Source organism: Oceanimonas sp. MB9, from assembly GCF_011319775.1.
Classification (GTDB): domain Bacteria; phylum Pseudomonadota; class Gammaproteobacteria; order Enterobacterales; family Aeromonadaceae; genus Oceanimonas; species Oceanimonas doudoroffii.
In genome coordinates this window covers 496460-522276 of sequence record NZ_VFBE01000005.1, presented here as the reverse complement: position 1 = coordinate 522276, position 25817 = coordinate 496460, and the positions used below count along the sequence as shown (strand labels likewise).

Annotated in this window: 29 protein-coding genes and 3 tRNA genes; 17 read left to right on the top strand and 15 right to left on the bottom strand. The window is 61.1% G+C overall.

The window, feature by feature from the left end; all coding sequences use genetic code 11:
* Position 1: 1 nt before the first annotated feature.
* The 8 genes from flgG to OJHNALOF_RS05655 form a co-directional block, all read right to left on the bottom strand.
* On the bottom strand, positions 2-790 hold the full coding sequence (gene flgG / locus OJHNALOF_RS05690) for a flagellar basal-body rod protein FlgG (protein WP_094200056.1): 789 nt from the start codon (positions 788-790) through the stop codon (positions 2-4).
* An 11-nt stretch (positions 791-801) separates the two neighbouring features.
* The gene (gene flgF / locus OJHNALOF_RS05685; protein WP_094200057.1) at positions 802-1548 is read right to left on the bottom strand and encodes a flagellar basal-body rod protein FlgF; all 747 of its coding nucleotides are present in this window, start codon (positions 1546-1548) and stop codon (positions 802-804) included.
* A gap of 180 nt (positions 1549-1728) precedes the next feature.
* Positions 1729-3003, bottom strand: coding sequence for a flagellar hook protein FlgE (gene flgE / locus OJHNALOF_RS05680; RefSeq protein ID WP_094200058.1), 1275 nt, complete (start codon positions 3001-3003; stop codon positions 1729-1731).
* A gap of 9 nt (positions 3004-3012) precedes the next feature.
* Complete coding sequence (locus tag OJHNALOF_RS05675) at positions 3013-3711, bottom strand: flagellar hook assembly protein FlgD (RefSeq protein ID WP_094200059.1); 699 nt, start codon at positions 3709-3711, stop codon at positions 3013-3015.
* Positions 3712-3717: 6 nt separating this feature from the next.
* On the bottom strand, positions 3718-4137 hold the full coding sequence (gene flgC / locus OJHNALOF_RS05670; RefSeq protein WP_094200060.1) for a flagellar basal body rod protein FlgC: 420 nt from the start codon (positions 4135-4137) through the stop codon (positions 3718-3720).
* Positions 4134-4535, bottom strand: a complete 402-nt coding sequence (gene flgB / locus OJHNALOF_RS05665) for a flagellar basal body rod protein FlgB (RefSeq protein WP_165661433.1) — start codon at positions 4533-4535, stop codon at positions 4134-4136. The genes flgC and flgB overlap by 4 nt, the downstream gene beginning before the upstream one ends.
* A gap of 133 nt (positions 4536-4668) precedes the next feature.
* A complete protein-coding gene (locus OJHNALOF_RS05660) occupies positions 4669-5490 on the bottom strand; it encodes a protein-glutamate O-methyltransferase CheR (protein WP_165661432.1) in 822 nt (273 codons plus the stop codon).
* A gap of 20 nt (positions 5491-5510) precedes the next feature.
* Positions 5511-6425 (bottom strand): chemotaxis protein CheV, encoded by a 915-nt coding sequence (locus OJHNALOF_RS05655; protein ID WP_165661431.1) that lies wholly within the window; start codon positions 6423-6425, stop codon positions 5511-5513.
* Positions 6426-6657: 232 nt separating this feature from the next.
* On the opposite strand from OJHNALOF_RS05655, the gene flgA reads away from it, so the two are divergent.
* From flgA to flgN, 3 genes are all read left to right on the top strand, one after another.
* Positions 6658-7266: a flagellar basal body P-ring formation chaperone FlgA gene (flgA, locus tag OJHNALOF_RS05650; protein ID WP_240919639.1), complete on the top strand. Its 609-nt coding sequence runs from the start codon at positions 6658-6660 to the stop codon at positions 7264-7266.
* A gap of 68 nt (positions 7267-7334) precedes the next feature.
* Positions 7335-7652: a flagellar biosynthesis anti-sigma factor FlgM gene (gene flgM / locus OJHNALOF_RS05645; protein WP_165661429.1), complete on the top strand. Its 318-nt coding sequence runs from the start codon at positions 7335-7337 to the stop codon at positions 7650-7652.
* Complete coding sequence (gene flgN / locus OJHNALOF_RS05640; protein WP_094200066.1) at positions 7652-8065, top strand: flagellar export chaperone FlgN; 414 nt, start codon at positions 7652-7654, stop codon at positions 8063-8065. The genes flgM and flgN overlap by 1 nt, the downstream gene beginning before the upstream one ends.
* 104 nt (positions 8066-8169) lie before the next feature.
* On the opposite strand, the gene OJHNALOF_RS05635 is transcribed toward flgN, so the two are convergent.
* On the bottom strand, positions 8170-8571 hold the full coding sequence (locus OJHNALOF_RS05635; protein WP_094200067.1) for an LPP20 family lipoprotein: 402 nt from the start codon (positions 8569-8571) through the stop codon (positions 8170-8172).
* Positions 8561-9298 carry a FlgO family outer membrane protein gene (locus tag OJHNALOF_RS05630; protein WP_094200068.1) on the bottom strand — a complete coding sequence of 246 codons (738 nt, stop codon included), beginning with the start codon at positions 9296-9298 and terminating at the stop codon, positions 8561-8563. Before OJHNALOF_RS05630 ends, OJHNALOF_RS05635 begins: the two co-directional genes overlap by 11 nt.
* Positions 9299-9463: 165 nt before the next feature.
* Between OJHNALOF_RS05630 and OJHNALOF_RS05625 the strand changes: the two genes are divergently transcribed.
* The 9 genes from OJHNALOF_RS05625 to OJHNALOF_RS05585 all read left to right on the top strand — a co-directional run bounded on the left by OJHNALOF_RS05625 (position 9464) and on the right by OJHNALOF_RS05585 (position 16570).
* The gene (locus tag OJHNALOF_RS05625) at positions 9464-10600 is read left to right on the top strand and encodes a flagellar assembly protein T N-terminal domain-containing protein (RefSeq protein ID WP_370462295.1); all 1137 of its coding nucleotides are present in this window, start codon (positions 9464-9466) and stop codon (positions 10598-10600) included.
* 76 nt (positions 10601-10676) lie between these two features.
* Positions 10677-10751 (top strand) — tRNA-Arg (locus tag OJHNALOF_RS05620).
* 63 nt (positions 10752-10814) lie between these two features.
* Positions 10815-11645, top strand: a complete 831-nt coding sequence (locus tag OJHNALOF_RS05615) for an SDR family oxidoreductase (RefSeq protein ID WP_165661428.1) — start codon at positions 10815-10817, stop codon at positions 11643-11645.
* 58 nt (positions 11646-11703) lie between these two features.
* Complete coding sequence (locus OJHNALOF_RS05610) at positions 11704-12543, top strand: TraB/GumN family protein (protein ID WP_165661427.1); 840 nt, start codon at positions 11704-11706, stop codon at positions 12541-12543.
* 81 nt (positions 12544-12624) lie between these two features.
* The gene (locus OJHNALOF_RS05605) at positions 12625-12774 is read left to right on the top strand and encodes a DUF3149 domain-containing protein (protein WP_094200070.1); all 150 of its coding nucleotides are present in this window, start codon (positions 12625-12627) and stop codon (positions 12772-12774) included.
* Positions 12775-12887: 113 nt separating this feature from the next.
* On the top strand, positions 12888-13469 hold the full coding sequence (gene smrA, locus OJHNALOF_RS05600) for a DNA endonuclease SmrA (RefSeq protein WP_165661426.1): 582 nt from the start codon (positions 12888-12890) through the stop codon (positions 13467-13469).
* Positions 13470-13491: 22 nt separating this feature from the next.
* Complete coding sequence (locus OJHNALOF_RS05595; protein ID WP_165661425.1) at positions 13492-14967, top strand: carboxypeptidase M32; 1476 nt, start codon at positions 13492-13494, stop codon at positions 14965-14967.
* Between the two features lie 64 nt (positions 14968-15031).
* Positions 15032-15409: a thiol-disulfide oxidoreductase DCC family protein gene (locus tag OJHNALOF_RS05590; protein WP_094200073.1), complete on the top strand. Its 378-nt coding sequence runs from the start codon at positions 15032-15034 to the stop codon at positions 15407-15409.
* A gap of 75 nt (positions 15410-15484) precedes the next feature.
* Positions 15485-16570: a ketoacyl-ACP synthase III gene (locus tag OJHNALOF_RS05585; RefSeq protein ID WP_165661424.1), complete on the top strand. Its 1086-nt coding sequence runs from the start codon at positions 15485-15487 to the stop codon at positions 16568-16570.
* Positions 16571-16633: 63 nt separating this feature from the next.
* Here OJHNALOF_RS05585 and OJHNALOF_RS05580 read toward each other — a convergent pair whose 3' ends face one another.
* Positions 16634-17113, bottom strand: a complete 480-nt coding sequence (locus OJHNALOF_RS05580) for a VC2046/SO_2500 family protein (protein WP_094200075.1) — start codon at positions 17111-17113, stop codon at positions 16634-16636.
* Positions 17114-17245: 132 nt separating this feature from the next.
* On the opposite strand from OJHNALOF_RS05580, the gene OJHNALOF_RS05575 reads away from it, so the two are divergent.
* The 3 genes from OJHNALOF_RS05575 (at position 17246) to OJHNALOF_RS05565 (ending at position 18055) form a co-directional block, all read left to right on the top strand.
* Positions 17246-17330, top strand: a tRNA-Tyr gene (locus OJHNALOF_RS05575).
* 54 nt (positions 17331-17384) lie between these two features.
* Positions 17385-17469, top strand: a tRNA-Tyr gene (locus OJHNALOF_RS05570).
* Positions 17470-17587: 118 nt separating this feature from the next.
* Positions 17588-18055, top strand: coding sequence for a DUF6515 family protein (locus OJHNALOF_RS05565; protein ID WP_165661423.1), 468 nt, complete (start codon positions 17588-17590; stop codon positions 18053-18055).
* 4 nt (positions 18056-18059) lie between these two features.
* On the opposite strand, the gene OJHNALOF_RS05560 is transcribed toward OJHNALOF_RS05565, so the two are convergent.
* Together OJHNALOF_RS05560 and OJHNALOF_RS05555 are read right to left on the bottom strand one after the other, a co-directional pair.
* Positions 18060-21146 (bottom strand): efflux RND transporter permease subunit, encoded by a 3087-nt coding sequence (locus OJHNALOF_RS05560; protein ID WP_165661422.1) that lies wholly within the window; start codon positions 21144-21146, stop codon positions 18060-18062.
* A complete protein-coding gene (locus OJHNALOF_RS05555) occupies positions 21133-22152 on the bottom strand; it encodes an efflux RND transporter periplasmic adaptor subunit (RefSeq protein WP_165661421.1) in 1020 nt (339 codons plus the stop codon). The genes OJHNALOF_RS05560 and OJHNALOF_RS05555 overlap by 14 nt, the downstream gene beginning before the upstream one ends.
* Before the next feature lie 178 nt (positions 22153-22330).
* Between OJHNALOF_RS05555 and OJHNALOF_RS05550 the strand changes: the two genes are divergently transcribed.
* Together OJHNALOF_RS05550 and xthA are read left to right on the top strand one after the other, a co-directional pair.
* Positions 22331-23089 (top strand): SDR family oxidoreductase, encoded by a 759-nt coding sequence (locus OJHNALOF_RS05550; RefSeq protein WP_094200079.1) that lies wholly within the window; start codon positions 22331-22333, stop codon positions 23087-23089.
* Positions 23090-23136: 47 nt separating this feature from the next.
* On the top strand, positions 23137-23946 hold the full coding sequence (xthA, locus tag OJHNALOF_RS05545) for an exodeoxyribonuclease III (protein ID WP_094200080.1): 810 nt from the start codon (positions 23137-23139) through the stop codon (positions 23944-23946).
* Positions 23947-24336: 390 nt separating this feature from the next.
* On the opposite strand, the gene OJHNALOF_RS05540 is transcribed toward xthA, so the two are convergent.
* The gene (locus OJHNALOF_RS05540; RefSeq protein ID WP_094200082.1) at positions 24337-25029 is read right to left on the bottom strand and encodes an ABC transporter permease; all 693 of its coding nucleotides are present in this window, start codon (positions 25027-25029) and stop codon (positions 24337-24339) included.
* A gap of 3 nt (positions 25030-25032) precedes the next feature.
* Complete coding sequence (locus OJHNALOF_RS05535) at positions 25033-25773, bottom strand: ABC transporter permease (RefSeq protein ID WP_094200083.1); 741 nt, start codon at positions 25771-25773, stop codon at positions 25033-25035.
* Positions 25774-25817 lie beyond the last annotated feature (44 nt).

The window sequence follows — 25817 nt, the reverse complement described above, 5'->3', positions numbered from 1 at the left end:
GTTACAGCTGCTGGTTGACGTAGGCCAGCATGTCGTCCACGGCGGAAATCACCTTGGAGTTCATTTCATAGACCCGCTGGGCCTGAATCAGGTTGACCAGCTCCTCGGTCACGTTGACGTTGGACGTTTCCAGCATGCCCTGCTTGAGGGTACCAAAGCCATCGGCGCCGGCAATGCCCTGCAACGGCGCACCGCTCGACTGGGTGGCCAGGAAGAGGTTTTCCCCCTTGGGCTGCAGGCCGGCGGGGTTGGCAAAGTCGGTCACGATGAGCTGGCCAATCACCTGGGAATCGGCCTGACCGGCCAGCTGTACCGATACCTCGCCATTGGTGCCCACGCTGATGCTCTGGGCATTTTCCGGGATCTGCATTTCCGGCAATACCGGGTAGCCATTGCCGGGCGTCACGATAATGCCTTCTTCGTTGAGGGCAAACTGGCCGTTGCGGGTATAGCCGGTGGTACCATCGGGAAGCAGTACTTCAAAAAAGCCGCGGCCGTCGATCATCACATCCAGGGCGTTGTCTGTGGTCTGCACGCTCCCTTGAGTAAAGCTTTTCTGGGTGGCGACCACCTTGCTGCCGGCGCCTAGCATCAGCCCGGAAGGCAGGTTGCTGTCGGCGGTGGCCCGGCCACCGGGCTGGTGAATATTCTGATAGAGCAGGTCTTCAAAGATGGCCCGGCCCTTTTTAAACCCAACGGTACTGGCGTTGGCCAGGTTGTTGGAGGTCACCGAAATATTGGTCTGCTGGGCGTCGAGCCCGGTCTTGCTAATCCACAATGCGGGGTTCATGTTGCTCTCCTTTAACCGATGCGCAGCAGCTGGGCATGGGCCTTGTCGTTTTCCTCGGCGTGACTCATCATTTTCAGCTGGGTCTCAAAGCGCCGTTGCAGATCGATAAGATGGGTCATTTCGGCGATGGGATTGACGTTACTGCCTTCCAGCGCACCGGCAATCAGCTGCACCTGGGCCGAGGCCGGCTCGGCTTCACCGTCCTTGCGGCGAAACAGGCCGTCATTGCCCTTTTCAATCTGGTCATGGTCCGGCAACACCGTCTTGATGCGCTGCAACTCGGCACCACCATCGGCAGGCTCACCTTCCAACCGTGCAAAGATGGTACCGTCCTTGTTAATCTCCATTTTCTCCAGCGGCAGCGGCAGCACGATGGGATTGCCGCCATCGTCCAGCACATTAAGGCCGGTACTGGTCTGCAGCAGGCCTTCCACCGACACCTGCAGGTTGCCGAAGCGGGTATAAGCCTCGGTTCCGTCCGCCGCTTCCACCGCCAGCCAGCCGTCACCGGCCACGGCCACGTCAAGTTCTCGTCCTGTGGTCTGAATGGGGCCGGCGGCAAAATTTTGCCCCGGCCGCTCGGTCATGGCAAACACCCGGCTGGGCAGGCCTTCACCAAAGGCCTGCATGGCTCGAGCCTGCTCCAGATCGGCACGAAAACCGGTGGTATTGGCGTTGGCCAGGTTATTGGCGCGCAGGGCCACACTGTGCATGTTTTCCTTGGCGCCCGACATGGCGATATAAAGCAGATGATCCATTTCAGCTCCCGGATTGGCCGAGTGGGTAATGATGGAACTAATGCAAAATCAGTGCCAGTTGAAATCTTCGGCGTCTACCGTGGTAGCGCGCGATGGGTCATGGAATGAATGGACATCAATCAGGACAATATAAAAAACCCGGCACTTAAGCCGGGTTTTCCTTTCAGCAGCCGGTTTGTATTAACGGATTTGCAGTATGGTCTGCTGCAGGGTGCTGTTCACTTCCAGCGCCCGGGAGTTGGCCTGGAAGTTACGCTGGGCGGTGATGAGATCCACCAGCTCACTGGTCAGGTTGGTATTGGACTGTTCCAGTGCGGCCACGCTTACCTTGCCAAAAATACCGGTGTTGGGCTGGCCGCTGACCGCCTCGCCCGACAGCAGCGATTGCCGCCATTGAGTGTCGCCAATCTGGGTCAGGCCCTGCTCGTTGGGAAAACGGGCCATGGCCACTATGCCGAGGTTTTCGGTGCTGCCGTTGCTGTAGGTGGCCTGCACCAGGCCATCGGCTCCCACATCCACCTTGGTCAACCGGCCCACGGTATTGCCGTCCTGAGTGTTGGAAGTCACTTCAAAGGCACCGGCATTCATGCTGGCGTCGGTGATATTGATGGTGATTTGCTGAGTAGCATCAGAGCCGTTAGTAAAGCCCAGCTGATCGGTCTGAATTGAGGTCGCCGAAGCCGGCAGCAGGTTACCACTGGTATCAAACTCCAGCGTCATGCTGTTTGCCGGCACAGCACCATTGCTGGCGAGCGCATCATTGCCATCCACATAAACAAACATTTTCCACTCATTGGCCGGCGCCACCACGGTGTTGTCCTTAACGAAATACTGGGTCACCGTATGAGTATCACCCAGTGAGTCATAAACGGTCATGGAGGTGGATGAGGTATAGGTCGACGAATCGGTGGGGCTGAAGTTGGCCGGATCCAGCGCCGTCGCCTTGGCCGGCAGGTTAACACCGGTTCTGACCTCGGTGGTCGCCACCGGCTCGCCCGCCTTGTCGGGTATACGCAGGGGCTGGGTAGTGTTCAGGCCCAGTCCCGCCGGGGTGCCGTCCTGGTTGGCCTGATAGGTCTGCAGGTAATGTCCCTGAGAGTTGACTACATAACCCTCGTCATTCAGGCGAAAGGCACCGGCGCGGGTAAAAGTGCGATCCAGCGAGCCCACTTCGTCGGACATCACGAAAAAACCGCTGCCATTGATGGCCATGTCCAGGGAGTTATTGGTGAACTGCAATGCGCCCTGATGGAACTGCTGGGCCACGGCGGCGGTCTGCACACCACTGCCCGACTGGGTTTTGGCGTTGGCGAAAATGGAGTTGGCGTAGACATCGGCAAACTCGGCTCGGGACTCCTTGAAACCGATGGTATTGACGTTGGCGATGTTGTTGGCGGTTACGTCCAGATCTTTCTGGGCCGCATTCACGCCGCTGAGAGCAATATTAAAAGACATAAGTTCTCCTTACGCCGCCTTGCGGCTGGCTATTTCCAGAATTTGATTGAGCGGCAGGCCGCCCAGCCCCGCCAGATTGACCAGGGTCGGGCTGTCGGCACTCCCAAGAGTGACACTGTCGACCCGGGCAAATGCCAGGGCGCTCAGCTCTTCCCGCTGGTTGTCGACCAAGCCACTGACCTTGATGTTGTACTTGCCGGTGGGCGCCGGCTCCCCCGCCTCGTTTAATCCGTCCCAGGTGAAATTGACATTACCGCGCTGCTTACCGTCCAGGGGAATGGTACGCACCAGCTCGCCCTTTTCGTTTTCGATACGAATCAGCACATTGGTGGCGCCTTCACCGGCCACTACCACGCCATCCACCGGCTCGCTGTTGTCCCAGTAGGCCATGGCGCTTGGCACCAGTACCTTCTGCCCCACCAGGCTGGACGCCTGCAGCGCCTGACTGGAGGTCATCACCTCACTCAGCCCCGACAGCTGTTGGGTCATGTTGTTGATGCCGTCGGCGGTAGAAAAGGAGGTCATCTGGGCAATCATCTGGGAGTTGTCCGCAGGCTTGAACGGATCCTGATAGGCGAGCTGTTGAGTGAGCAGGGCAAAAAAGTCTTCCTGCTCCAGCTTGGCCCGGCTGTTGTCGGCAGCCTTTTCCGCCGGACTTTGCTCCCCCGGCCACTTCAGGCCGTTGAGGTAATCGTTATTGACCTGCATGCGTTATCACCCCTTGCCCAGCCGCAGGGTCTGCTGCAGCATTTGTTTGGCGGCGTCGGCTACCTGCACATTAGTCTGATAATTGCGCGAGGCACTCAGCATGTCGGTCATCTCTTCCACCACATTGACGTTGGGCTTGTAGATAAAGCCCTCGGCGTCGGCCAGGGGGTGATCCGGACTGAATTCCTTTTGCAGCGGCTTGTCGGTTTCCACAATGCCCATAACTTTGACACCGACGCTTTCCTGACGATCCGACAGCGCCCGGTCAAGGTCGGCGGCAAACACCGGCTTGCGGGCCCGGTAGGTCTCGTTAATGCTGGAACTGACACTGTCGGCATTGGCCAAATTACTGGCGGTGGTATTGAGACGAACCGACTGGGCACTCATGGCGCTGCCGGAAATATCAAATACTTTAAAAAGGCTCACATCGAGTCTCCTTTAATCGCTTTCATCAGGCCGGAGATCTTGCTGTTGAGAAACTCCAGCGAGGCCTGGTACTGCAAGGCGTTTTCCATGTAGCTGGTACGTTCGGTCTGCACGTCGACGGTGTTACCATCCCCGGTATCGGGCTGGGTGGGCACTCGATACTGCACCGTGCCGGGTGGCGCCAGCTCAACGGCAAAGTGCCGGCCGTTGGTGCGACTGAGGGAAAAGTTCTGCTGCCCCTGGGCCTGGCTGAGCGCAGCCTGAAAGTCCATGTCTTTTGCCTTGTAGCCCGGCGTGTCGGCATTGGCCAGGTTACCGGCCAGCAACTCGGCGCGCTCCGAGCGCGTCACCAGTGCATGCTGATGAATGCCGAAAGCCTTGTCGAAAGATATCGTCACCGCCACCTCCTGCTGCCATCGTGACCCGGTCAGCGCGACCCGGCTAATGGGTCATAACAAAGCAAAAGGTGTGCCAGTTTAATAAGGAAAAGTGCGAAAAGAGGCCGGAGCGGCGAACCCGGCCCAAATGCGGTTATTTAAGCCGGTAAATAATACCCGGGCTACAGCGAATCATCTCAAACCGGTCAGACAGGCCAGTGAGCGATTCGGACGCCCCGAGGAGCAGATAGCCCCCGGGGTTGAGGGCGCCGGCAAACTGGTTAAGGATTTTTGATTTGTTCTCGGGAGAGAAATAAATCAGTACGTTACGGCAGAAAATCACATCGAACTTGCCCAGGGGTGCATAACTGTCGAGCAGGTTGTAAGGGCGAAAGCTGACCATGTTTCTGACGCTGCCCTGCAATTGCATACGGCCGTCACTCTGGGGCGTAAAAAAACGCGTGCGCCGCTCCGGCGATAGTCCCCGGGCCAGCGACAAGCTGTCGTAAATGCCGGTTTTGCATTGCTCGAGCATGGTAGCGGAAATGTCGGTGGCAAGAATTTGCAGCCCCGGCAAGGAGCCCGGCCGCCGGGCCGCATATTCCAGTGCGGTCATGGCAATGGAGTACGGCTCCTGGCCCGAGGAGCAGGCCGCCGACCAGATCCGCAGCGACTTGCCGGGCTTGGCCAGCTCTGGAAACAGCCGCTCGCCAAGCTGTACAAAGGGGTAGGTATCACGAAACCACAGGGTTTCATTGGTGGTCATGGCATCGATGACCGCGGTCTTCAACTCCCGCTCCCGGGGCTGCATGGCCCGTTCCAATAGAAACCCCATGCTTTCCATGCCAAAACGGGTCAGCAGCGGAGACAGCCGGCTCTTGACCAGATACTGCTTGCTGCTGCCCAGCACAATGCCGGTATGGGACTCAAGAAAGCGGCAAAAGGCCGAATATTGCTCATCGGTGAAATTTTTCATCCGTGGGTTTTACACCTTGTTCAGAGCGCGTTGTTAACGGCCGTTGCCAGCTCGTCGGGATGGAACTTGGCGATGAAGTCGCTGGCGCCGACCTTTTCGACCAGGGCCTTGTTGAACACGCCGCTGAGCGACGTGTGCAGGATCACGTGCAGATCTTTGAGTGCCGGGTGGTTGCGAATTTCGGCGGTCAGAGTGTAGCCGTCCATTTCCGGCATTTCCACATCGGAGATCACCAGCGACAGCTGCTCATGAATGGACCCCTGGGCCGCCATTTCCTGCAGCTTGTTCAGGGCCTGACGTCCGTTTTCGGTGACGATGCACTCCAGCCCCAGGGCTTCCAGGGCTTTTTGCACCTGGCGCCGGGCCACCGAAGAGTCATCGGCAATCAGCACCGGCCGATGCCGGCTGGCCTTTTGATGGGACACCTGCTCCACGATGGAAGCGTTGACCTGGGTGCTGGCCGGAGAGATCTCGTCCAGGATTTTTTCCACGTCGAGAATTTCCACCAGCTCGCCGTCAATTTCGGTCACCGCCGTCATGTAATTGAATCGCCCAGCGCCCTTGGGAGGGGGCAATATGGACTCCCAGTTGACGTTGATAATGCGCTCGACCGAGTTGACCAGAAAGCCCTGCACTGAACGGTTATATTCGGAGATAATCACGAAAGAGTGCTCGGTCTGCTCGATGGGGCGGCCGCCGGTGGCCTTGCTCAGATCGATGATGGAGATGGTCTGGCCGCGAATATTGGCCACACCCCGAATCATGGGATGGCGTTGTGGCAGGTTGCTCAGCCTGGGACACTGCAGTACTTCCTTGACCTTGAAGACGTTGATGCCAAATCTTTGACGACCGTTGAGCCTGAACAGCAACAATTCCAGCCGGTTCTGACCCACCAGTTGCGTTCTTTGGTTTACCGAGTCAAGTATTCCCGCCATTCCCCTGCCTCCAGATTATTTTTATGGCATGAATTATGCAGAATTAACCTGCAATCAATAAGCTTAACACCGGCACCCGGCAAGCGCTATGCCAGTATTAATCGGCGAAGAGGGTAAGATGCTTAAGGTTTTTTTTTCACAACGACGGTGCACATGTTCCATCGGACTCTGGCTAACCCTGTCATGCGGGATGTTTTCCGGCAGTGCCGATGCTCAAAGCAACGTACACGACATGGCCCGTCAATATGCCGAAGACTATGTACGTGACTTCGTGGTGGCCGGACCCCATGACAGGGTGGAAGTCGAAGCTGCCGGCATCGATACTCGGCTGCAGCTGACCGAATGCCCGGGCATGCTGACCGCCGATATTCGCGGCAGCGGCGAAGTCAGGCGCAATACCCACGTCTACCTGCAGTGCCATGAGCAACCGGGCTGGAGCCTGTTTGTACCGGTGCGGGTGCGCATTCTCAAACCGGTGGTCACCGCCGCCGACCCTATCGCCCGCAATACCCTGCTGCAACCCGAACAACTGCAACTGAGCTACCAGGATGAAGTGCTGCTCAGGGGGGATGTCTTTGACGACATACAGGCGCTGATTGGCACCCGCAGCAAACGGGATCTGCGCCCCGGACGGCCCATTCTCGCCAGCCAGCTATGCGTGGTGTGCAAGGGCGACCGGGTGACCATAGTGGCCCAAAGCGGCGGGCTGTCGATTCGCACCGACGGCACCGCCGAGGAGGACGGCACCTTTAACGAGCGAATTCGAATTCGCAACACCCGTTCCGGTCGGGAAATTCAGGCCCGCATCAGTGAAGCCGGAGTAGTGACGGTCGGACTGTAAATTCTGCTAAAGTTGGCCAAAGGGCGGCCGATAACATGGCTGACAGCAGCTTATCAGGATTGAATATTATGGCCATCGACAAACTTCCCCCCGGATATCGCCCCGGACCTTCGGTTGGCAACAACCCCTATGCGGCCAAGAACGACACGGTCCAGGCCGACAACCGTCCCCAGGCCGTTCCGGGCCGGGACGAAGTTACCCTGACGCCGGAGGCCAAACAGCTCAGCCGCATGCAACAAAGCCTGGCGGCCTCTGGCGGCACCGACAACAGCGCCCGACTCGAAGCGCTGAAGAAAGCGATCAATGAAGGCAGTTACCAGGTCGACGCCGAGCGCCTGGCCGGTAACATCATCAATCTCGAACAAGACATAGAGTCACTGTATTAATGAGTCTTGATACGCTGCTGCAACAACAACAGGCACAGCTTGAGCGCCTGCTCGATATCACCGAGCAGGAGCTTGCGCTGATCGTTCAGCGCAAGGCGCTGGAGCTCCCCCCCCTGACCGAGCAAAAGCAACAGCTGCTGCTCGACATTCAGTCTACCGACGCCAGCCTGTGCGCTCACCCGGACGTAAGCGAGCTCACCACTACCCATCAGCCTCAGGTTGATGCCCTGCGCACCCTTATGGCCCGTTGCCGGGAGCGTAACCAGGTGGCGGAGCAGGTGTTGGAGCAATCCCTCGCCGGCACCCGCCAGCTGGCCAACATTCTGAGCCGGCTGCACGAACGCCAGAGCATGACCTACGATCAGAAAGGCCACACCAAGGGCATTAACAAGGGCACCGGTTTCAAGGTGTAATGGTCAGGCCGACCGTTGCCTATATGCCGATCACGGGTCATTCCTTCCCTTCGCGATACGCAACAACGCCGGGGCTGTCTGCCGTCCGGCAAACCGATGAGATGTTACTGTCCGTCCCGCCGCAGTTTTCGATAAAGCGCCAGATCCAGCTCCAGCTCGGTGACGTACATGTCACCGTCGGGGTAGCTGTTCACTACCCGTGCGCCCCGCACCACCCCCCGGCTGGCGCTGTTGACGGTGCCATCCTGCAATATGTGGCTGTCGAGCTGGCTGGAGCTTGAAATCATGACACCGCCCAGTTGCTCACTCAGCTCCCGGTAAGCGTCCATGCGCGAGGCGCGCATGGCGTGCAGCAGCTTCTGCTGGTAATCGGCGGGACGTTGCAAACTGATGGGCGCATACCCCACCGCATAGAGATGGTTTCGAGCGGGAGCGTCCGCCGAGCCCTGGCCGGCACAACCGGTCAGCCACAGTGATGCCAGCAGGGCAAGCAGCTTATTTCTCATAACGCTTCCTTATGTAATCGGGAATCACCGGCTGCGGACCACGGGTATCCAGCATGGCCGCCACCAGGTAGTCGGGAATAAACTGCTGGGCACTGGCCACCAGGCCGTGATCCGCCATGGAAATCAAGCGGGCATTGACCAGCCGTCCCCCCTGGGTTTCGCTGATGGTGCCGTGCAGCAGATACTGGGCATTGATGCGCCCGCTCAGCTGGCGGTGATCCCGGCTGGTGCTCACGTCCCCTTCGGGGGTAATGCGAATAAAGGGCAGCGCCTTGAAGTCCATGACCTTGAGGCCGTACTGATTCAGCTGAAACATCATGGTTTCCGACAGCAGGCGGCCGAACTCGTCCTGGCTGGTGTAGTCTTCCTGACTGACAAAGCCACTGACGGCAATGCCGGCCTGCCGGTTCATATGATGCGCCGACGACACCAGCCGGTAGGCCAGGGCCGACATGTGCTGTTGCAGCTGAGTCTGACCGCCCACCAGCGACGGTCCCGCCTCGGGCAGATAGGCGCTGCGGGTGCCGGCGCTCATGCGCATGGGCACGCCATCCTGGCTGTGACGGGGAGAACGGACGGGGGCCGGCGGTTCGCCCAGCGGCTGATGACTGACATAATGAGCCGCGTGATCGTGGGGAAGATAATGGTTCTGGCCGTCGAACCGAGGGCTTCCGGCACAGGCGGACAGCCCCAGGGCGGCGGCCAGAACAATAAGGGCTCTTGTCATCAACAGACTCCCGAACAAAAACAGAATGATTATCCTATCGGCCGCCGGCGCACCAACTTTACTCTTTCGCGCCGACGATATGCCGGTACCCGGCAAGAATTTTGCATAATTCCTGCCATCTTTGCACCGAAGCCATTCGGCTCATCATGTTACAGGAAGAACGCCGTGCCGATAAAATCCCTCGCTTCACTGCTATTGCTGTTTCCACTACTCGTTCGGGCCGACTGGTACCAGGCCGAAGGCTCGGCACCGCTCAGCCTGGGTGTCGATACCGCCCGCCAGCAGGCCCTGGAGCAAGCCCTGAGCGACGCCCTGCTGCAATCGGGGGCGTCCCTGAGCACGGTACAGTCGGCCACCAACGGTGCCTTTACCGGCCAGCAACTGGACATTTCCGCCCAGGGCGAACTGATGGATTACGTGATCCTCGACGAGCAGCGCCGTCAGGGCCGGCTGTGGCTGACGGTACGCGCCGACATCTGGCCCGGCGAACGCCGCCAGCAGGCTCAGTGCGCCAGCCGCTACCGTCCGGGCATGAGCATTACTCCCCTTACCCTGCTGCGGCCGGAGCAGGCCAGCACCGGCCAAATCTATGAACTGGGTGCGGCCGTTGCCGAACGGCTGGCGGCCAGGTTGTCGCCAAACGTCAATATTACGTCAACCCCGGCGCAAGGGCTGAGCACCGACACCGCCCTGCCCCGCAATGCCGGCCTGCGCCAGGGCGGCGATGTGCTGGCCAGCCGGCAGCAGGCCCGGCTGCTGCTCAGTGGCGTCATTGAAGATATCGGCATAGAAGACGGCCACTGGACCAAATGGACCTTTTCCGACATTCCCCGGGACTTCCGCCTGCGCGTCACCCTGGAGGATGCCCTCACCGGCGATACCCTGTTGCAGCGCCAGTATCAGACCCGCTCCAGTTGGGACTATGGCAAGCACGACAAGGTCAATGTACATGAACAGGGCTTTTGGAATTCGGGCTACGGCCAGGCGGTGACGCAGTTGCTGGACACCATTGGCCGGGATCTGACTCAGGCCCAGGCCTGCCTCAAGGCGGTGGGCAACATAGTGCAGCAGTCGGAGGAAGGCGTATTGATGGATCTGGGCCGACGGGAAGGCATTCAGGTGGGCGATCGCTTCACCCTCAGCCACCGCCGCCAGCTGACGCCCGGCTATTACGGCGAAACCCACTCCCAGGCCACCTTTGTGGTACAGCAAAGCCACGGCGACTACAGCCTGCTGAGGCCGGCCAATGCCGCAGCCGGCCGCATTCAGGTTGCTCCCGGCGACCGGCTGATACAGCTGTAAAAGCGGCTACTTAATCGGCAAACGCACGTACCGACGTTGCGCCCACGGGGGAAATTTGCAATATTGTGCCGGCCCTGTCCCCGTAGTTTAATGGATAAAACAAGCCCCTCCTAAGGGTTAGATGCAGGTTCGATTCCTGCCGGGGACGCCATCACTTCGATGTGTTCACCCCTTTTCTGCTACATTGGCTACTCCTTTATCACGGGAGCCATACATGTCCAGATCCGTTCTTATCACCGGTTGTTCTTCCGGCATTGGCCAGTGCGCCGCCCACTACCTGCAGCAGCAGGGATTTCATGTTATCGCCTCGGCACGCCATGAACAGGACGTGGCACAATTGAAACAGGATGGCCTGCCAGCGGTGCGGCTGGACCTGACCGATGACGCCAGCATCGAACGGGGCCTTGAACAAGCCCTGGCACTGACCGACGGCGAACTTTACGGCCTGTTCAACAACGGTGCCTACGGCCAGCCCGGCGCCCTGGAAGACCTGCCTACCGCCGCACTGCGCGAGCAGTTCAATACCAACCTGTTTGGCACCCACCACCTAACCCGGCTGGTGCTGCCCTTGATGCTCAACGCCGGTGAAGGCCGCATTATTCAGAACAGTTCGGTGCTGGGGCTGGTGGCCATGCAATATCGCGGCGCCTACAACGCCACCAAGTTTGCCCTGGAAGGCTATACCGACACCCTGCGCCTGGAGCTGGCGAGCACCGGGGTACATGTCAGCCTGCTGGAGCCCGGTCCCATCGAAACCCGTTTTCGTGCCAACGCCAAAACCGCCTTTTTGCGACATATCGACATGGCCCACAGCCGCCATCGCCAAGGCTATGAGCAAACCCTGGCCCGCTTGGAAAAACCCGGCCCAAGCTCACGCTACAGCCTGGGGCCGGAAGCCTGCCTGCCGCCGCTGTTGCACGCCCTGACCAGCGCCAACCCGAACATTCGCTATCCGGTCACCCGCCCCACCAAAATGCTGGGCTGGCTGCGCCGGTTGCTGAGCGACCGCGCCCTGGATCGCATGATGCTGAAGGCGGGTGGCTGATGCCAGGCCGCACGCCAAGCCCCATACTCACATCGGCACAAACCTGAGCGAGGGCATCATGAAATTCTTTATACCGCTGCTGCTATGTCTGTGGTGCGGCCAGCTCCTTGCCGCCCCCGCCCTGTGGCAGGCCACTCGGGGGGAGCAGCAGCTCTGGCTGTTTGGCTCGATACACATTGCCGATGAACGCCTCGCCACCTTGCCACCGTCACTGCTGCAAGCCCTTGAAGATAGCGAGCTGTTACTGTTGGAGGTGGATCCGCTCAAGGTCGACACCGCAGATATTGCCCACCTGCTGCAACCCGGCAGCGACTGGCCGGCCCGGCTGGGGCAGGACCTGACAAGCCGTCTGGAACAGGCCGTAACCCAACATGGCCAGCCGCATCTGCGCCGGCTACCTCCCTGGTTTGCGGCGCTGCAACTGACTCAGTTGCGGGCAGCCGAACTCGGCTTTCACAGTCGTCAGGGGGTCGATATGCGGCTGCGGCTGCGGGCCCGCCAGCAGGGCCTGCCGGTGGCCGGGCTGGAGTCGCCGGCATTGGCGATGGGCCTGTTGGCGTCACTGCAGGATCGAGGCCTTGAGCAGGACTTTGTTGCACACAGCCTGAACGAGCTGGAACAGATGCAAGGCCACCTCGACCGGCTGCTGGAAACCTGGCTGAGCGGCGACGAACAGGCCCTGCTGGCCTTGCTGCAGGAACAGCAAAGCCCGGCGTTAACCGCCTTTATCGAGGACGAACTGCTGATCCGGCGCAATCACTTGTGGCTGGAGCGCCTGGGGCAACTGGCGCCATCTCGGGCGCTGATGGTGGTGGGTGCCCTGCATCTTTATGGTGAGCGGGGTCTCATTTCAATGCTTCGCCAGGCCGGCTATACCCTGACCAGGGTCGAGGAGTAACCACTTTATTGATCAGGATCAGCATGCCCGCATGAGGTCTCGCTAGGATGCACACAAAGGCAACGCGAAAGGAGACACTCCATGGCATTCTGGCTCGATTTAATGTTTGGCAGCGATGTGGGCTTGATGTCCATGATCGTCGTTATCGCCACCGCCCTGCTGATCAGCTTTTACGCCGGCTACTTCATTTACAAGGTGATGAAGTCCGATCCCGACCAGGCCGGTCGCTAAAAAGGCGTTAACCAACGACGGAGCCCAACCTCCTCCTCCCCCGGGCTCCGTCGTTCCCCCTTTCAATTCATTGGCTTATACTGCGGCTAATCCCGAATCAAAGGAGCCGTGCCATGAGCCATTCCGACTGGTCGTCCTTTCTGGGTGAGCTGGACGGGCTTACCCCCATCAAGCAGGACACCCTGCCCGCCGGTCACCGCAACGGGCGGGACTCTGCCAGCCTGGCCGAGCGTCGCCGGGCCGCCGAAACCGAAGCCGAGGCGGCCGAAGCCGGTCTTTCCCTCGATCAGGTGGTGCTGCTGCGCCCCGATGACATCGTCAGCTACAAGAAGCCCGGCGTACAGGACGGCGTATTCAAAAAGCTGCGCCTGGGCAAATACCCCTGCGAAGCCCGACTTGATCTGCATCATCACAGCGTGGAGCGGGCCCGGGATGCCCTGCTGAACTTTATTCAGGGCTGCCTGCGCCGGGACATTCGCGCCGTGCAGGTGGTGCATGGCAAGGGCGAACGCAGCCAGCCGCCGGCTCTGCTCAAGAGCTATGTGTCCGGCTGGCTGCCGCAACTGCCGGAAGTGCTGGCCTGCCACAGTGCCCAGCGCCAGCACGGCGGCAGTGGCTGCCTTTATGTGCTGCTGCGCAAGGGCGAGCAGGCCAAACAACATACCCGCGAGCGGCTGCAAAGCCGTCAGGGCTGATCTCTTTTTCAAGGAATTTCCCATGTCATATTCCGCACTGGAGCAACACTTTGAACAGCTGCATCACCTGCAGCACCTGGGCGCCATCTGTGGCTGGGATCAGGCCACCATGATGCCCGCCGGCGGCAACGAGGCCAGGGCCGAGGCCCTTGGCACCCTGGCGGTATTGTGTCACCAGCAACTGCAGGATCCGCGCCTGGGCGACTGGTTTACCGCCGCCGAACACGACGCGTTGAATGCCGAACAACAACAAAGCCTGGCCGAGATGCGCCGGGCCTGGCGCGACGCCACCCTGCTGCCCGCCGATCTGGTACGCGCCCGCTCCCTTGCCGGCTCCCGCTGCGAGCACGCCTGGCGCAGCCTGCGTCCGGCCAACGACTGGGCCGGCTTTCTGCCGCTGTTTGAAGAGGTGGTGTCGCTGTCTCGGGAAGCCGCCAGTGCCCGGGCCGACGCCCTGGGGCTGTCCCGTTACGACAGCCTGCTGGAGCAGTACGAACCGGGCATGCGCAGCCAGACCCTGGACGGGCTTTTTGGTGAGCTGGGCGGCTGGCTACCGGGGCTCATTGCCGAGGTGCAGGAAAAGCAGCGCTTCGAGACCGTGCTGCCACTGCAGGGTCCCTTTGCCACCGACAAACAAAAGGCCCTGGGGCTGGAGGTCATGGGATGGCTCGGCTTTGACTTCCACCACGGTCGGCTGGACGTCAGTGCCCACCCCTTTTGCGGGGGTGTCAGCGAGGATGTGCGCCTGACCACCCGTTACGACGAAGCCGATGTGGCCCAGGCGCTGATGGGGATCGTTCACGAAACCGGCCACGCCCGTTACGAGCAGGGCCTGCCCGCCCCTTGGCGCCGGCTGCCGGTGGGCCAGGCCAGATCCATGGGTGTGCATGAATCCCAGAGCCTGTTCTTTGAAATGCAGCTGGGCCGCCACCCGGCCTTTCTTGCTCGCCTGGCCCCCTTGCTGGCACAGCACTTCGGCGAGCAGCCGGCCTTTGCCGCCGACAACCTGGCCCGGCTCTATACTCGGGTAAAACCGGGTTTTATTCGTGTGGACGCCGACGAGGTCACCTACCCCGCCCATGTCATGCTGCGCTACGACATCGAGCGGGATCTGATCGAAGGCAGGCTGGAAGCCCGGGATCTGCCCGAGCGCTGGGATCAGCTGATGCAGCACTACCTTGGACTCAGCACCAAGGGCAACTACAGCAACGGCTGCCTGCAGGACATTCACTGGACCGACGGCAGCTTTGGCTATTTCCCCAGCTACACCCTGGGCGCCATTTACGCCGCCCAGCTGGCCGAGGCCATGCGGCAGCAACTGGGTACTTTTGAGCGGCTGATCGGCGAGGATCTGCCGGCGGTGTTTGGCTGGCTGGAGCAAAAGGTATGGCGTCATGCCAGCCTGCTGTCCACAGAGGCTCTGATGACCCAAGCCAGTGGTCAGGCCCTGAGCGCGGCCCCCTTTGAGCGCCACCTCAAGCAACGGTATTCAGGCTGAGTGGGCTATGCTCAACAACAGGGCCTGACTGAATCAGGACCATGCCGGCCAGGGAGGGCCGCCGATGGAAGAAAAAAAACCGCGCCACCGGCTGGTGGTGTTTTACGACGGTTCCTGTGAAAGCTGCATACGGGACAGGGTCCGATATGAGCGTTGGGCCGGGGAGCAGGGCAAGGAAATTTGCTGGTTCGACATCACCGACAGGGAAGACGTGTTGCTGAGCCTGGGGATCAGTCCGCAGCAGGCGCTGCAGGAACTGCATGTGCAGACCGCCGAGGGCGAGATTTTTTCGGAGCTGGATGCCTACATATTACTGATGAAACGCGTGCCCCGACTGCGGCCTCTGGCCCTGTTCATCGGTTTGCCGGTCATTCGCCCGACCCTGTCCTGGCTCTATCGTCACTGGGTGCGCAGCCGGCTGGAACGGGAAGGTCGACTCTGACCCGATCAGCGGCATGACAGGCGCCCCGCGCCGGGGCATAATCGTTCAAATAACACACAACACAGCGGGAATGCCATGAGTTATGCCACCATCACCGGCTGGGGCAAGTGTCTGCCGCCGGCCGTGCTCAGCAATGACGATCTCAGCACCTTTCTCGATACCTCCGACGACTGGATTCAAAGCCGCACCGGCATTCGTGCCCGGCGCATTTCCCATGTGAACACCTCGACGCTCGCCACCGTGGCCGCCCGCCACGCCCTGGCCGCCGCCGGCCTGGAAGCCAGCCAGATAGACGGCATTATCCTCGCTACCGCCAGCCCCGACAGCCTGGTGCCGAGCGCCGCCTCGGCGGTGCAGCGCAACCTCGGCATTACCAGCGCCGCGGTGTTTGACCTCAACGCTGCCTGCACCGGCTTTCTCTATGGCCTGAGCGTGGGCTCGGCACTGATACGGACCGGCAGCCTGCGGCGGGTACTGGTGATCGGTGCCGAGCGCCTGACCCACTACCTGGACTGGACCCGCCGCGACACCGCCGTGCTCTTTGGTGACGGCGCCGGCGCCGTGGTGCTGGAAGCCGGTAACGGCCCTGCCGGCCTGCTGGCCGACAAACTCGGCTGTGATGCCGAGGCCAGGGACATCCTGGCGGTGCCCGACTCCGGCACCAGCCGCACCCGTTTTGCCCATGTGGATGGCCTGTTTGAAGTGAACTTTGAAGGTCAGGAAATATTCAAACGGGCGGTACGCGGCATGGGCGAGGCCGCCGCGACCGTACTCGATCAGGCCGGAGTGAGCCCGTCGGACATCGACTTGTTGCTGCCCCACCAGGCCAATGTGCGCATTATTGAAACCCTGGCCAAAAAAATGGCGGTACCGCCGGAGAAGGTCATGATCAACATTGCCGACTATGGCAATACCTCGGCGGCCACCGTGCCCATCGCCCTGTGCGAGGCGCTGGAACAGGGCCGCATTGCTCCCGGTGCCCTGCTGCTGACCGCCGCCTTTGGCGCTGGCCTGACCTGGGGTGCCGGCGTGATCCGCTGGGGGGAACGGGTCACTCCCCTGGCCACGAGCGACGCCGCCCTGCCACCCTGTGAGTACAACGCCCTTGAGCTGCTGGCACCGGCCATTGCCGGTTGCCGGCAGGCCAATGGAAAAACGTAAGACGTTTACGTTTTTACGTTTTTACGTCTCACGTGTTACATCTGACCTTTTACCTCAAACAAATCAAGCGGTGGCGTGCACCGACTCCAGTACCTCGAGCAGGCGCTCGGGTTGCTCGGGCAGGTGGGCGGTCAGCTGCCCTTGCATGCGCGCCAGGGTACGCGGATGCAGGTTGGCGGTCACCTCCGCCGGCAATTCGCTGCGGGCCGGCTTGAGCGGCTCCCCGCGCATTGCCAGCAGCAGCCGCAGGCTGTCCTGTTGCAACTCACCCGCCAGCCGGCTCAGCCCGGTGGCCCGCGCCTCATCCACCGCCTCGGCAAACAGGGGCGGAGTAGGCTCGGGCAGGGCAAAATGGGCCCGCCAGTCCGGCTCACTCAGCCCGGCGGCCGGCTGATCAATGCGCGGCAGATCCCGTGCGTCTTCCGACAGCATGGCCAGCAACAAGCCAAAATCCTCACGCCGGCCCTGGTGGACCGCCTGATTCAGGCTGTCTCCCAGCTGGCTGTCGTTGATCAGCAAATTGGCGTGAATGGGTGCGGCCATAAAAAGTGCGAAAAGTTTAAAAGTTAGGCATTTAAACCCTTATCGGCCGGAAAGCCCCGAATTTTAGTAAATTAATTGCCTTTCAGGGGTTCACATCGCCGTTCGTTTTGGTAGTATGCGCCCCACTGATGTGGAGGGGTTCCCGAGTGGCCAAAGGGATCAGACTGTAAATCTGACGGCTCAGCCTTCGCTGGTTCGAATCCAGCTCCCTCCACCACCTATTCAGTTCACCGCTGCGGCGCTGGACCACACAATTTTCAAGTTTACTCGTGGAGGGGTTCCCGAGTGGCCAAAGGGATCAGACTGTAAATCTGACGGCTCAGCCTTCGCTGGTTCGAATCCAGCTCCCTCCACCATCCTTAAAAAGCCGGTGCATTGCACCGGCTTTTTTTATGCCTCGATAATGAACCATACTTGAAGTATCTCCGGGTGCCACGGCAGCCTGCCGTGGCCGAGCAGTACGGGAGATATGTCATGACATATTCACTGGTTCACTTCGCCGTCCGGTTGCTGCCCCTGCTGGCGGTGCTGGTGGTGTCACCTTCGGCTCAGGCCGATCGGGACCACCGCCGCCACGATCACCGGTTGCAGCCCCATTACCAGCCTTACGGGCACTATCGTGAACACCGCCGGCACTATCGGACGGAACGTCGCCACAAGGCCTACCGCCATTACCGCAAGCACAAGCACAACCGCCCTCGGCAGCGAGTGCGGGTGATTGAACGCTACCACTACTCGGCACCACATCATTACCGTGTACCGTCTCGGCCCGGGGTAACGATTGTGCTGCCCCTGGGCAGCCTGATCCGCGAGCTGCCCGGCGGTTACATCAGCCTGTATTTCAACGGTCAGCCCTTCTATTACCAGGGCGGCAATTACTATCGGCCCCACCGGCACGGTTACCGGGTGGTGGCGCCACCCGGTCGCTCGGCCGGCTGGTGATGGCTCAGTCAGACTCGTTCAGTTCGGCTTCCAGCCGTCGCTGCTGATGCTCCGGCGAGGTGGTGTGGCGGGCCAGCATGCGGTACATGGCCGGCACAATAAACAGCGTCAGCAGAGTAGCCAGGGCCACGCCGCCAAACACCACCAGGCCCACCGCCTGCCGGCTTTCGGCCCCGGCGCCGCTGGCCAGAATCAGCGGCACGGCTCCGGCGACCGTGGTAAAGGCGGTCATCAGTATGGGCCTTAACCGGCGCACCGCCGCCTCGGTCAGGGCCTTGTCAAACTCCAGCCCCTTATCCCTCAGCTGATTGGCGAACTCCACAATCAGAATGCCGTTCTTGGTGACCAGGCCTATCAGCATCACCATGGCAATCTGGCTGTAGGCATTCAGGCTCATGCCGCTCAGGTAAAGCGCCAGCAGGCCCCCAAGCAGCCCCAGCGGCACCGTCAGCAACACGATAAAGGGGTGTACAAAGCTCTCAAACTGGGCCGCCAGAATCAAAAACACCACCACCAGCGCCAGCCCGAATACAAAGGCCACGTCGCCCTGATTGGTGCGGTATTCCAGCGACTCACCCTTGTAGTCGACGGTGGCGGCATCGGGCAGGTTGTCTCGCACCAAGCCGTCAAGGTAATCCAGCGCCTCGCCCAGGCTGTAGCTGCCTACCAGGTTGGCACTCAGGGTAATGGCCTTTTTGCGGTTGTAATGATTGAGCGAACCCGGTGCCCCCTGCTCCTGCAGGCTGACCAGGTTGTCGAGAGAGACCAGCTCGCCGCTGTCTGCCCGTAGATAGAGCGAGGCCAGGGAGTCCAGCCGGCTGAAGTCGGCTTCCCGCCCCTTGAGGTAGACGTCATATTCCTCCCCCTGACGGGAATAGGTGGTAACCGCCTGGCCTCCCAGCATGACGTTGAGGCTGTCGGCCACCTCGGTCACCGAAATACCCAGCCTGGCTGCCCGGCGTTGATCCACCTGCACCAGCAGCTCGGGCTTGGAACGGTCGAAATCCAGCTCCAGATCCTCCAGCCCCGGGTTGTTGCGAGCCAGGGCCCTGAGCTGCTCGGCCCAATCCAGCAGTTGCTCGTAGTCGGCACCGCCGAGCACGAACTCCACCGGCGTGCTGGAGCCGCTGCGAATGGACGATGGCAGAATGGGGATCACCAGTACATCGGTTACCTCCCGGGTCAGGGCGCGAATGCGCCCGGCCACCGCCGCCGCCGGCAAGTCACGCTCGTCCCAGGACGACAGGCTGGCGAACATGATGCCGCTGTTGACGCCGCCGCCAAAGCCGGGGCTACGCACCGTCAGGCTGCTGATAATGCCTTCCTCACGCAGCGGCATCAGCCGCGCTTCCACTTCCCCCATGGCCCGGCTCATGCGGTCAAAGCTGGCGCCCTCGGCGCCCTTGACCATGACAAACACCACGCCCCTGTCTTCTTGCGGGGTCAGGCTCTGGGGAATGCCCTGAAACAGCAGCACGATAATGCCGAGGGCGCCGGCCATGATCGCCGGCGCCCACCAGCCATGGCTGAGCTCCCGCTCCAGCAGCCGGCGATAGCCGCTTTCCAGGCGGGCAAAGAGCGCATTGAAATGGCGCGCCAGCCAACCCGGCTCGGTTTCCCGGCGCAACAGCCGGGCGCCCATGACCGGGCTCAGGGTCAGGGCGACCAGGGAAGAAAAACCCACCGCCGCCGCCAGCAACACCGCAAACTCGGTGAAAATGCGACCTATGGTGCCGCCCATAAATACGATGGGAAGAAACACCGAGATCAGGGTCAGGGTGGTGGCGATAACCGCAAAGCCCACTTCCCGCGTGCCCTGCCAGGCCGCCGCCAGCGGCCGGCGGCCCTGCTCCAGATGATGATGAATGTTTTCCAGCACGACGATGGCGTCATCCACCACCAGGCCAATGGCCATGATCAGCGCCATCAGGGTAATGAGGTTGACCGAAAAGCCCAGCACCAGTGCCACAATAAAGGCGCTCACCAGCGACACCGGCACCGTCACCGCCGGGATCAGGGTGGCCCGCACCTGGCCCAGAAAGATGTAGATCACCAGCACCACCAGTGCCATGGTGATCATCAGGGTCTGATACACCTCGCTGATGGCGCTTTCAATGAACACCGAGCTGTCGTAGGTCCAGGTCAGCTCGGTGTTGTCGGGCAGAAACGGCTGCTGGGCCAGCACCGCTCGCTTGACGCCTTCAATCACCTCTAGAGTGTTGGCCTGAGTCTGCTTGACGATGCCGAGGCCCACCACCCCCTGGCCATTGGAGCGGAACAGGGTGTCTTCGGGCTTTTCTCCTTCCCAGATCTCGGCCAGGTCCCGCAGGTAAATGGTCTCGCTGCCCACCCGGCGAATGGCCAGGCTGGCAAAGTCGGCGGCGCTGTTGTAGCCCCGGGCAATACGGGCGGCGAAATTCTGCTGATCGTTTTCCAGGGTGCCCGCCGGCAGCTCCACATTCTCGGCCCGCAGGGCGGTGGCAATGTCGGCCACGGTCACACCGCGGGCGGCCATGGCGGCCCAGTTCAGGCGCACGTTCATGACCCGCTCCTTACGGCCCCCCACCCATACCGAACTCACCCCGTCGAGCAGGCTGAAGCGGTCGGCCAGCACGTTCTCGGCGTAGTCGCCAAGCTCCAGCGCCGACATGCCGGTGGATCTCAGGGTCACCCACAGGATCACGTCATTGCGACCGGTGTCCTTGGTCACCACAGGGGCATCGGCGTCATCGGGCAGCTGGCGCGAGGCCCGGGACACCGCTTCGCGCACGTCGCTGGCGGCATTGTCCAGATCCCGCTCGGGGTCGAACTCCACGGTAATGCGGGACTCACCGTCGCTGGTGCTGGAGCTGATAAACTTGACCCCGCTGATGCCCGACAATTCGTCTTCCAGCCGCTTGGTCACCTGGCTTTCCATCACGCTGGCGCTGGCCCCGGTGTAATCGGTGCGCACCGTGACGATGGGCGAGGTGGTGTCGGGCATTTCCCGCAGCGGCAATTCCAGAAAGGCAATCAGGCCAAACACGCACAGCATCAGGCTGATAACGGTGGCCAGCACCGGCCGGGCAATGGCCAGATCAGAGAGCCGCATCGGCCACCTCCACCTGCATGCCGTCGCGCAGCTTGACCACGCCCTCGCTCACCACCCGCTCGCCATCCGCCAGGCCGGCATTCACCTGGATCCAGTCGCCCAGGTTGCGCCCCACCGAGATATCACGCTGGCTGACCTTGCCGTCTTCACCCACCACAAACACATAGCGCTGGCTGCCGGCATAAAGCAGGCTGCTGGCGGGCACCGCCAGGCCGGTGCCATCATCCAGGGTCAGTTGCACCCGCATCAGCATGCCCGGCACCAGGGCGCCGTCACTGTTGTCAAACTCCAGCCGCACTCGGGCGGTCAGGGTCTCGGTGTCGACCGCCGGCGCCACCACCGTCAGCCGGCCGTCAAAGCGACGCTCGCCGTGGGCCTCGGTGGTGGCCTGCAGCAAATCACCGGTTTTCAGTTTCAAAAAGTATTTTTCCGGTACCGCCAGATCCAGCTTGAGCCGCTCCAGATCATACAGCTCGGCCACCTGTTCGTTGGCCGCCAGCAAGGATCCCGGCGCCACATCGGTCAGCCCCATGACGCCGGCAAAGGGCGCCTTCAGGCGGAGGTAATCGGCCTGGGCCTGAGCCGCCTGCAGCTTGGCTTCGGCCATGGCCACGGCGGCCTGCTGGCCTTCCAGCTCGGTCTGGGTCACCGCCTTGCGCCGAAACAGGGCCTGAAAGTTGGTCAAAATGCGGCGGGCGTCACTGAGGCCGGCCCGGGCCTCGCTGACGGCGGCCAGGGCCGCCCTGTCATCCAGGCTCAGCAGTAGCTGTCCTTTTTCCACCTGCTGGCCGGGCACAAAGTGTACCTCGGTGACTCGAGCGCTGACCTGAGGGGCGATAGCCACCCGCTGATTGGCCTTGAGGGTACCCACCAACTGCAAGGTGGCCGGCAGTTGCTGTTCGGTCACCGTCACCGCACTGACCACGGGCCCCTGCCGAGCCGGGGTAACGGCGGAAAAGAGCAGCAGACAACATGCCGCCACCATGGAATAATGATGTTTTTTCATGCACTTGGTTCCAAATACGGACTGCCTTCAGTGTACCTGTTTGACGGCACCAGACTATGTCTGTGTTCGGCAAAGTTGTGACAAAGTGTGGCAAGGGCAGGAGACCGGCGGCGGTGCACAAAAATCCCGCTACGCTTATGAAAGTGCGCGGTAACGGCGAAAAACGGAGAGAAACGGCATGAGCAGTGGCACTATCGTGATTACCGGGGCGGCCCGGGGCCTGGGACTGGGCATGACCCGTTATTTTCTGCAGCACGATTACCAGGTACTGGGGCTGGATATCGACAAGGAGGCCCTGGCCCGTCTGGACGAGGCCAATATGCCCGGCCTGCAGCTGGTGCGTCTGGATGTCACCGACGAACCCTCGGTGCAGAGCCTGGCTCGCCTGGTGGAGCGCCAATGTGGCCGGCTGGGCGGCATCATCAATAACGCCGCCATCAGCCACCCGATTAACGAACCCATCGAACGCCTGTCGCTCAGCCACTGGCAACGGGTGCTGGCGGTCAATCTTACCGGCCCCATGCTGCTGTGCAAACACCTGTCTCCCCTGCTCGCCCCCGGCGCCGCCATCGTCAATATCGGCTCGACCCGGGCGCACCAGTCCGAGGCCGACAGCGAAGCCTACGCCGCTTCCAAGGGCGGGCTGGTGGCACTGACCCACGCCCTGGCGGTGAGCTTGGGGCCGCGGGTACGGGTCAATATCATCAGCCCGGGCTGGATTGATGTGTCCGCCCTGCAACCGGGTGATACCCCGGCACCGGGACCGGAGGATCACGCCCAGCACCCGGCCGGCCGGGTAGGCGCGGCCGAGGACGTAGCGGCCATGGCCCGCTTTCTGCTATCCGGCGAGAGCGGCTTTGTTACCGGTCAGGAATTTATTGTGGACGGCGGCATGAGCCGGCGCATGATCTACCGGGACGAGCCGGCTGCCGAGTAGGCCACTTTCTGCTAGCATGGGGCCAAATTTTTCAACCTCATCGCGCTATGAAAGTCATTTCCTTCAATATCAACGGCCTGCGTGCTCGCCTGCACCAGTTGCAGGCGCTTATCGACAAACACAACCCCGATATTATCGGCCTGCAGGAAATCAAGGTGCACGACGAGGCCTTTCCGCTGGAGGCGGTGCAGGCCATGGGCTACCACGTTTACTTTCATGGACAAAAGGGCCATTACGGCGTGGCCCTGCTCAGCCGGGAGCCGGCGGCGGCCATTCAGAAAGGCTTTCCCACCGACGAGGGAGACGCCCAGCGGCGCATGATCATCGGCCGCTTTACTCGCCCGAACGGCAGCCCGGTTACCGTGCTCAACGGTTATTTTCCCCAGGGGGAAAATCGCAAGCATGAAACCAAGTTTCCGGCTAAGGAACGTTTCTATCAGGATCTGCAACACTACCTGAACGAATATCACCAGCCCGACGAGGCGCTGGTGGTGATCGGGGACATGAATATTTCCCATACCGACCTGGACATCGGCATCGGCGAACCCAACCGCAAGCGCTGGCTACGAGATGGCAAATGCTCGTTTCTGCCGGAGGAGCGGGAATGGATGGAGCGATTGCTGGGCTGGGGCTTGCATGACACCTGGCGCCGGCAGAACCCGGACAACGCCGACACCTATTCCTGGTTCGACTACCGCAGCAAGGGCTTTGACGACAACCGAGGGCTGCGCATCGACCTGATCCTGGCTACTCAGCCGCTGCTGGAACGACTGGCCGACACCGGCATCGACTATGAACTGCGCGGCATCGAGAAACCCTCGGATCACGCCCCCATCTGGGCCAGCTTCAGGGATTAAGCTCGCCTGGTTGCACCCGAAGTGCGAAGCAGCAGCAGAGTTGCACTCCGCCGACACGCTTCAAGCCCATCCGTGGGACGCTCGGCAAATGTCATCCCTGAGATTTGACGGTCGGCTACGGCAATCCCTGCCGCTGCTTCGAGAAACTCCAGAGCTGCCGGTTGAATACTGTCTGGCGACTCGATAGTAAACAAGGAAGCCACAGGGTGTCTGCTTCGCCCGAGTCGCCTGTTCCCGACCACCAGGCGATTCTGGAACGACAAAAATAGCCGTAGGTTGGCGATGAGCGCAGCGAATCCCAACATCCATGCCACCGGCATAAATGTTGGGACTCGTTCCTCGTCCCCACACACCATTCCCTGCTCCCTATTCCCCAATCCCCGCAGTCAGTTACACCTGGCGCGGCCGCAGGTGCCGGAACCAGCGGTGTTCCAGCCGGCGAAAGCCCCAGACCAGCAGAAAGGTCAGGCACATATACAGCAGACCCGCCGCCAGAAACGCCTCAAAGGGCGAGTAGTAACGGGAGTTGACGATACGGGCCGCCCCGGTCAGATCCACTATGGTGATCACCCCCGCCACCGCCGAGCCGTGCAGCATGAAAATCACCTCATTGCTGTAAGCGGGCAGCGCACGACGAAACGAATTGGGCAGTATAATGCGCCGCATCGTGGTCAGCCGGCTCATGCCAAAGGCATAGGCTGCCTCTATTTCGCCCCTGGGCATGGCATTGATGGCGCCACGAATGATCTCGGCGGTATAGGCACTGGTGTTCAAAGTAAAGGCCAGCACGGCGCAGAACCAGGCCTGGCTGAACCACTCCCAGGCCGCCGACTCCTTCAGCCACTGCCACTGGCCGGCACCGTAGTAGATAAGAAACAGCTGGACCAGCAGCGGCGTGCCGCGAAAGAAGTAGATATAGGCCCAGGACGGCCCCCTCAGCAGCCAGTTGCTGCTGTTGCGCATAATGCCCATGGGCACGGCGATCACCAGCCCCAGCACCAGTGCCAGCGCCACCAGCCAGATGGTGGTATACAGGCCCTGCCAGTACACCGGCCACTCATTAAGAATGATTGAAAAGTCCATGGCTTACCTTCCCGGAATGGCGTAGTGGCGCTCGGCCCAGCGCAGCATGGAGGTGGACAGGGTGGTGAACAGCAAAAAGATCAGTGCCACCGCCATGTAAAAGGTAAAGGGCAGCTGGGTCGCCCCCGCCGCCAGTGAGGCCTTGCGCACCATGTCGTCGAGGCCAATGATCGACACCAGCGCCGTGGTCTTGAGCAGCACCAGCCAGTTGTTGCCCAGGCCCGGCAGGGCATGGCGCATCATCTGCGGGAACAACACTCGGCGAAACACCAGCCAGGGACGCATGCCATAGGCCCGGGCCGCTTCCAGCTCGCCCTTGTCTACCGCCAGAATGGCACCGCGAAAGGTCTCTGCCATATAGGCACCAAAGATAAAGCCGATGGTCACTATGCCGGCCACAAAGGGGCTGATCTCCATGTAATCGGGCACATAGCTGGTCCACTCATGGTTGGGGTCGCCCCCGCCCAGCCAGGCATTCAGGCTTTCGTTAAGAGAATAAAGGGAGTTGTTGAGCAATACCTGGCCGCCAAAGAAGATCAGCATCATCAGCACCAGATCGGGAATACCGCGAATCACCGTGGTGTAAAGGGTGGCCAGCCAGCGTGCCGGGCGCACCGACGACAGCTTGGCCAGCGCCCCCAGCAATCCCAGGGTCACCGCCAGCAGCAGTGACAACAAGGCCACCTGCAGGGTGACCCAGGCGCCCTCAAGCAGGGCACCTTCATAACCTTTTAAATCGAACATCACAACTTCCTGTTATGCCGGCCCTGATGAGCCGGCCGACGTCG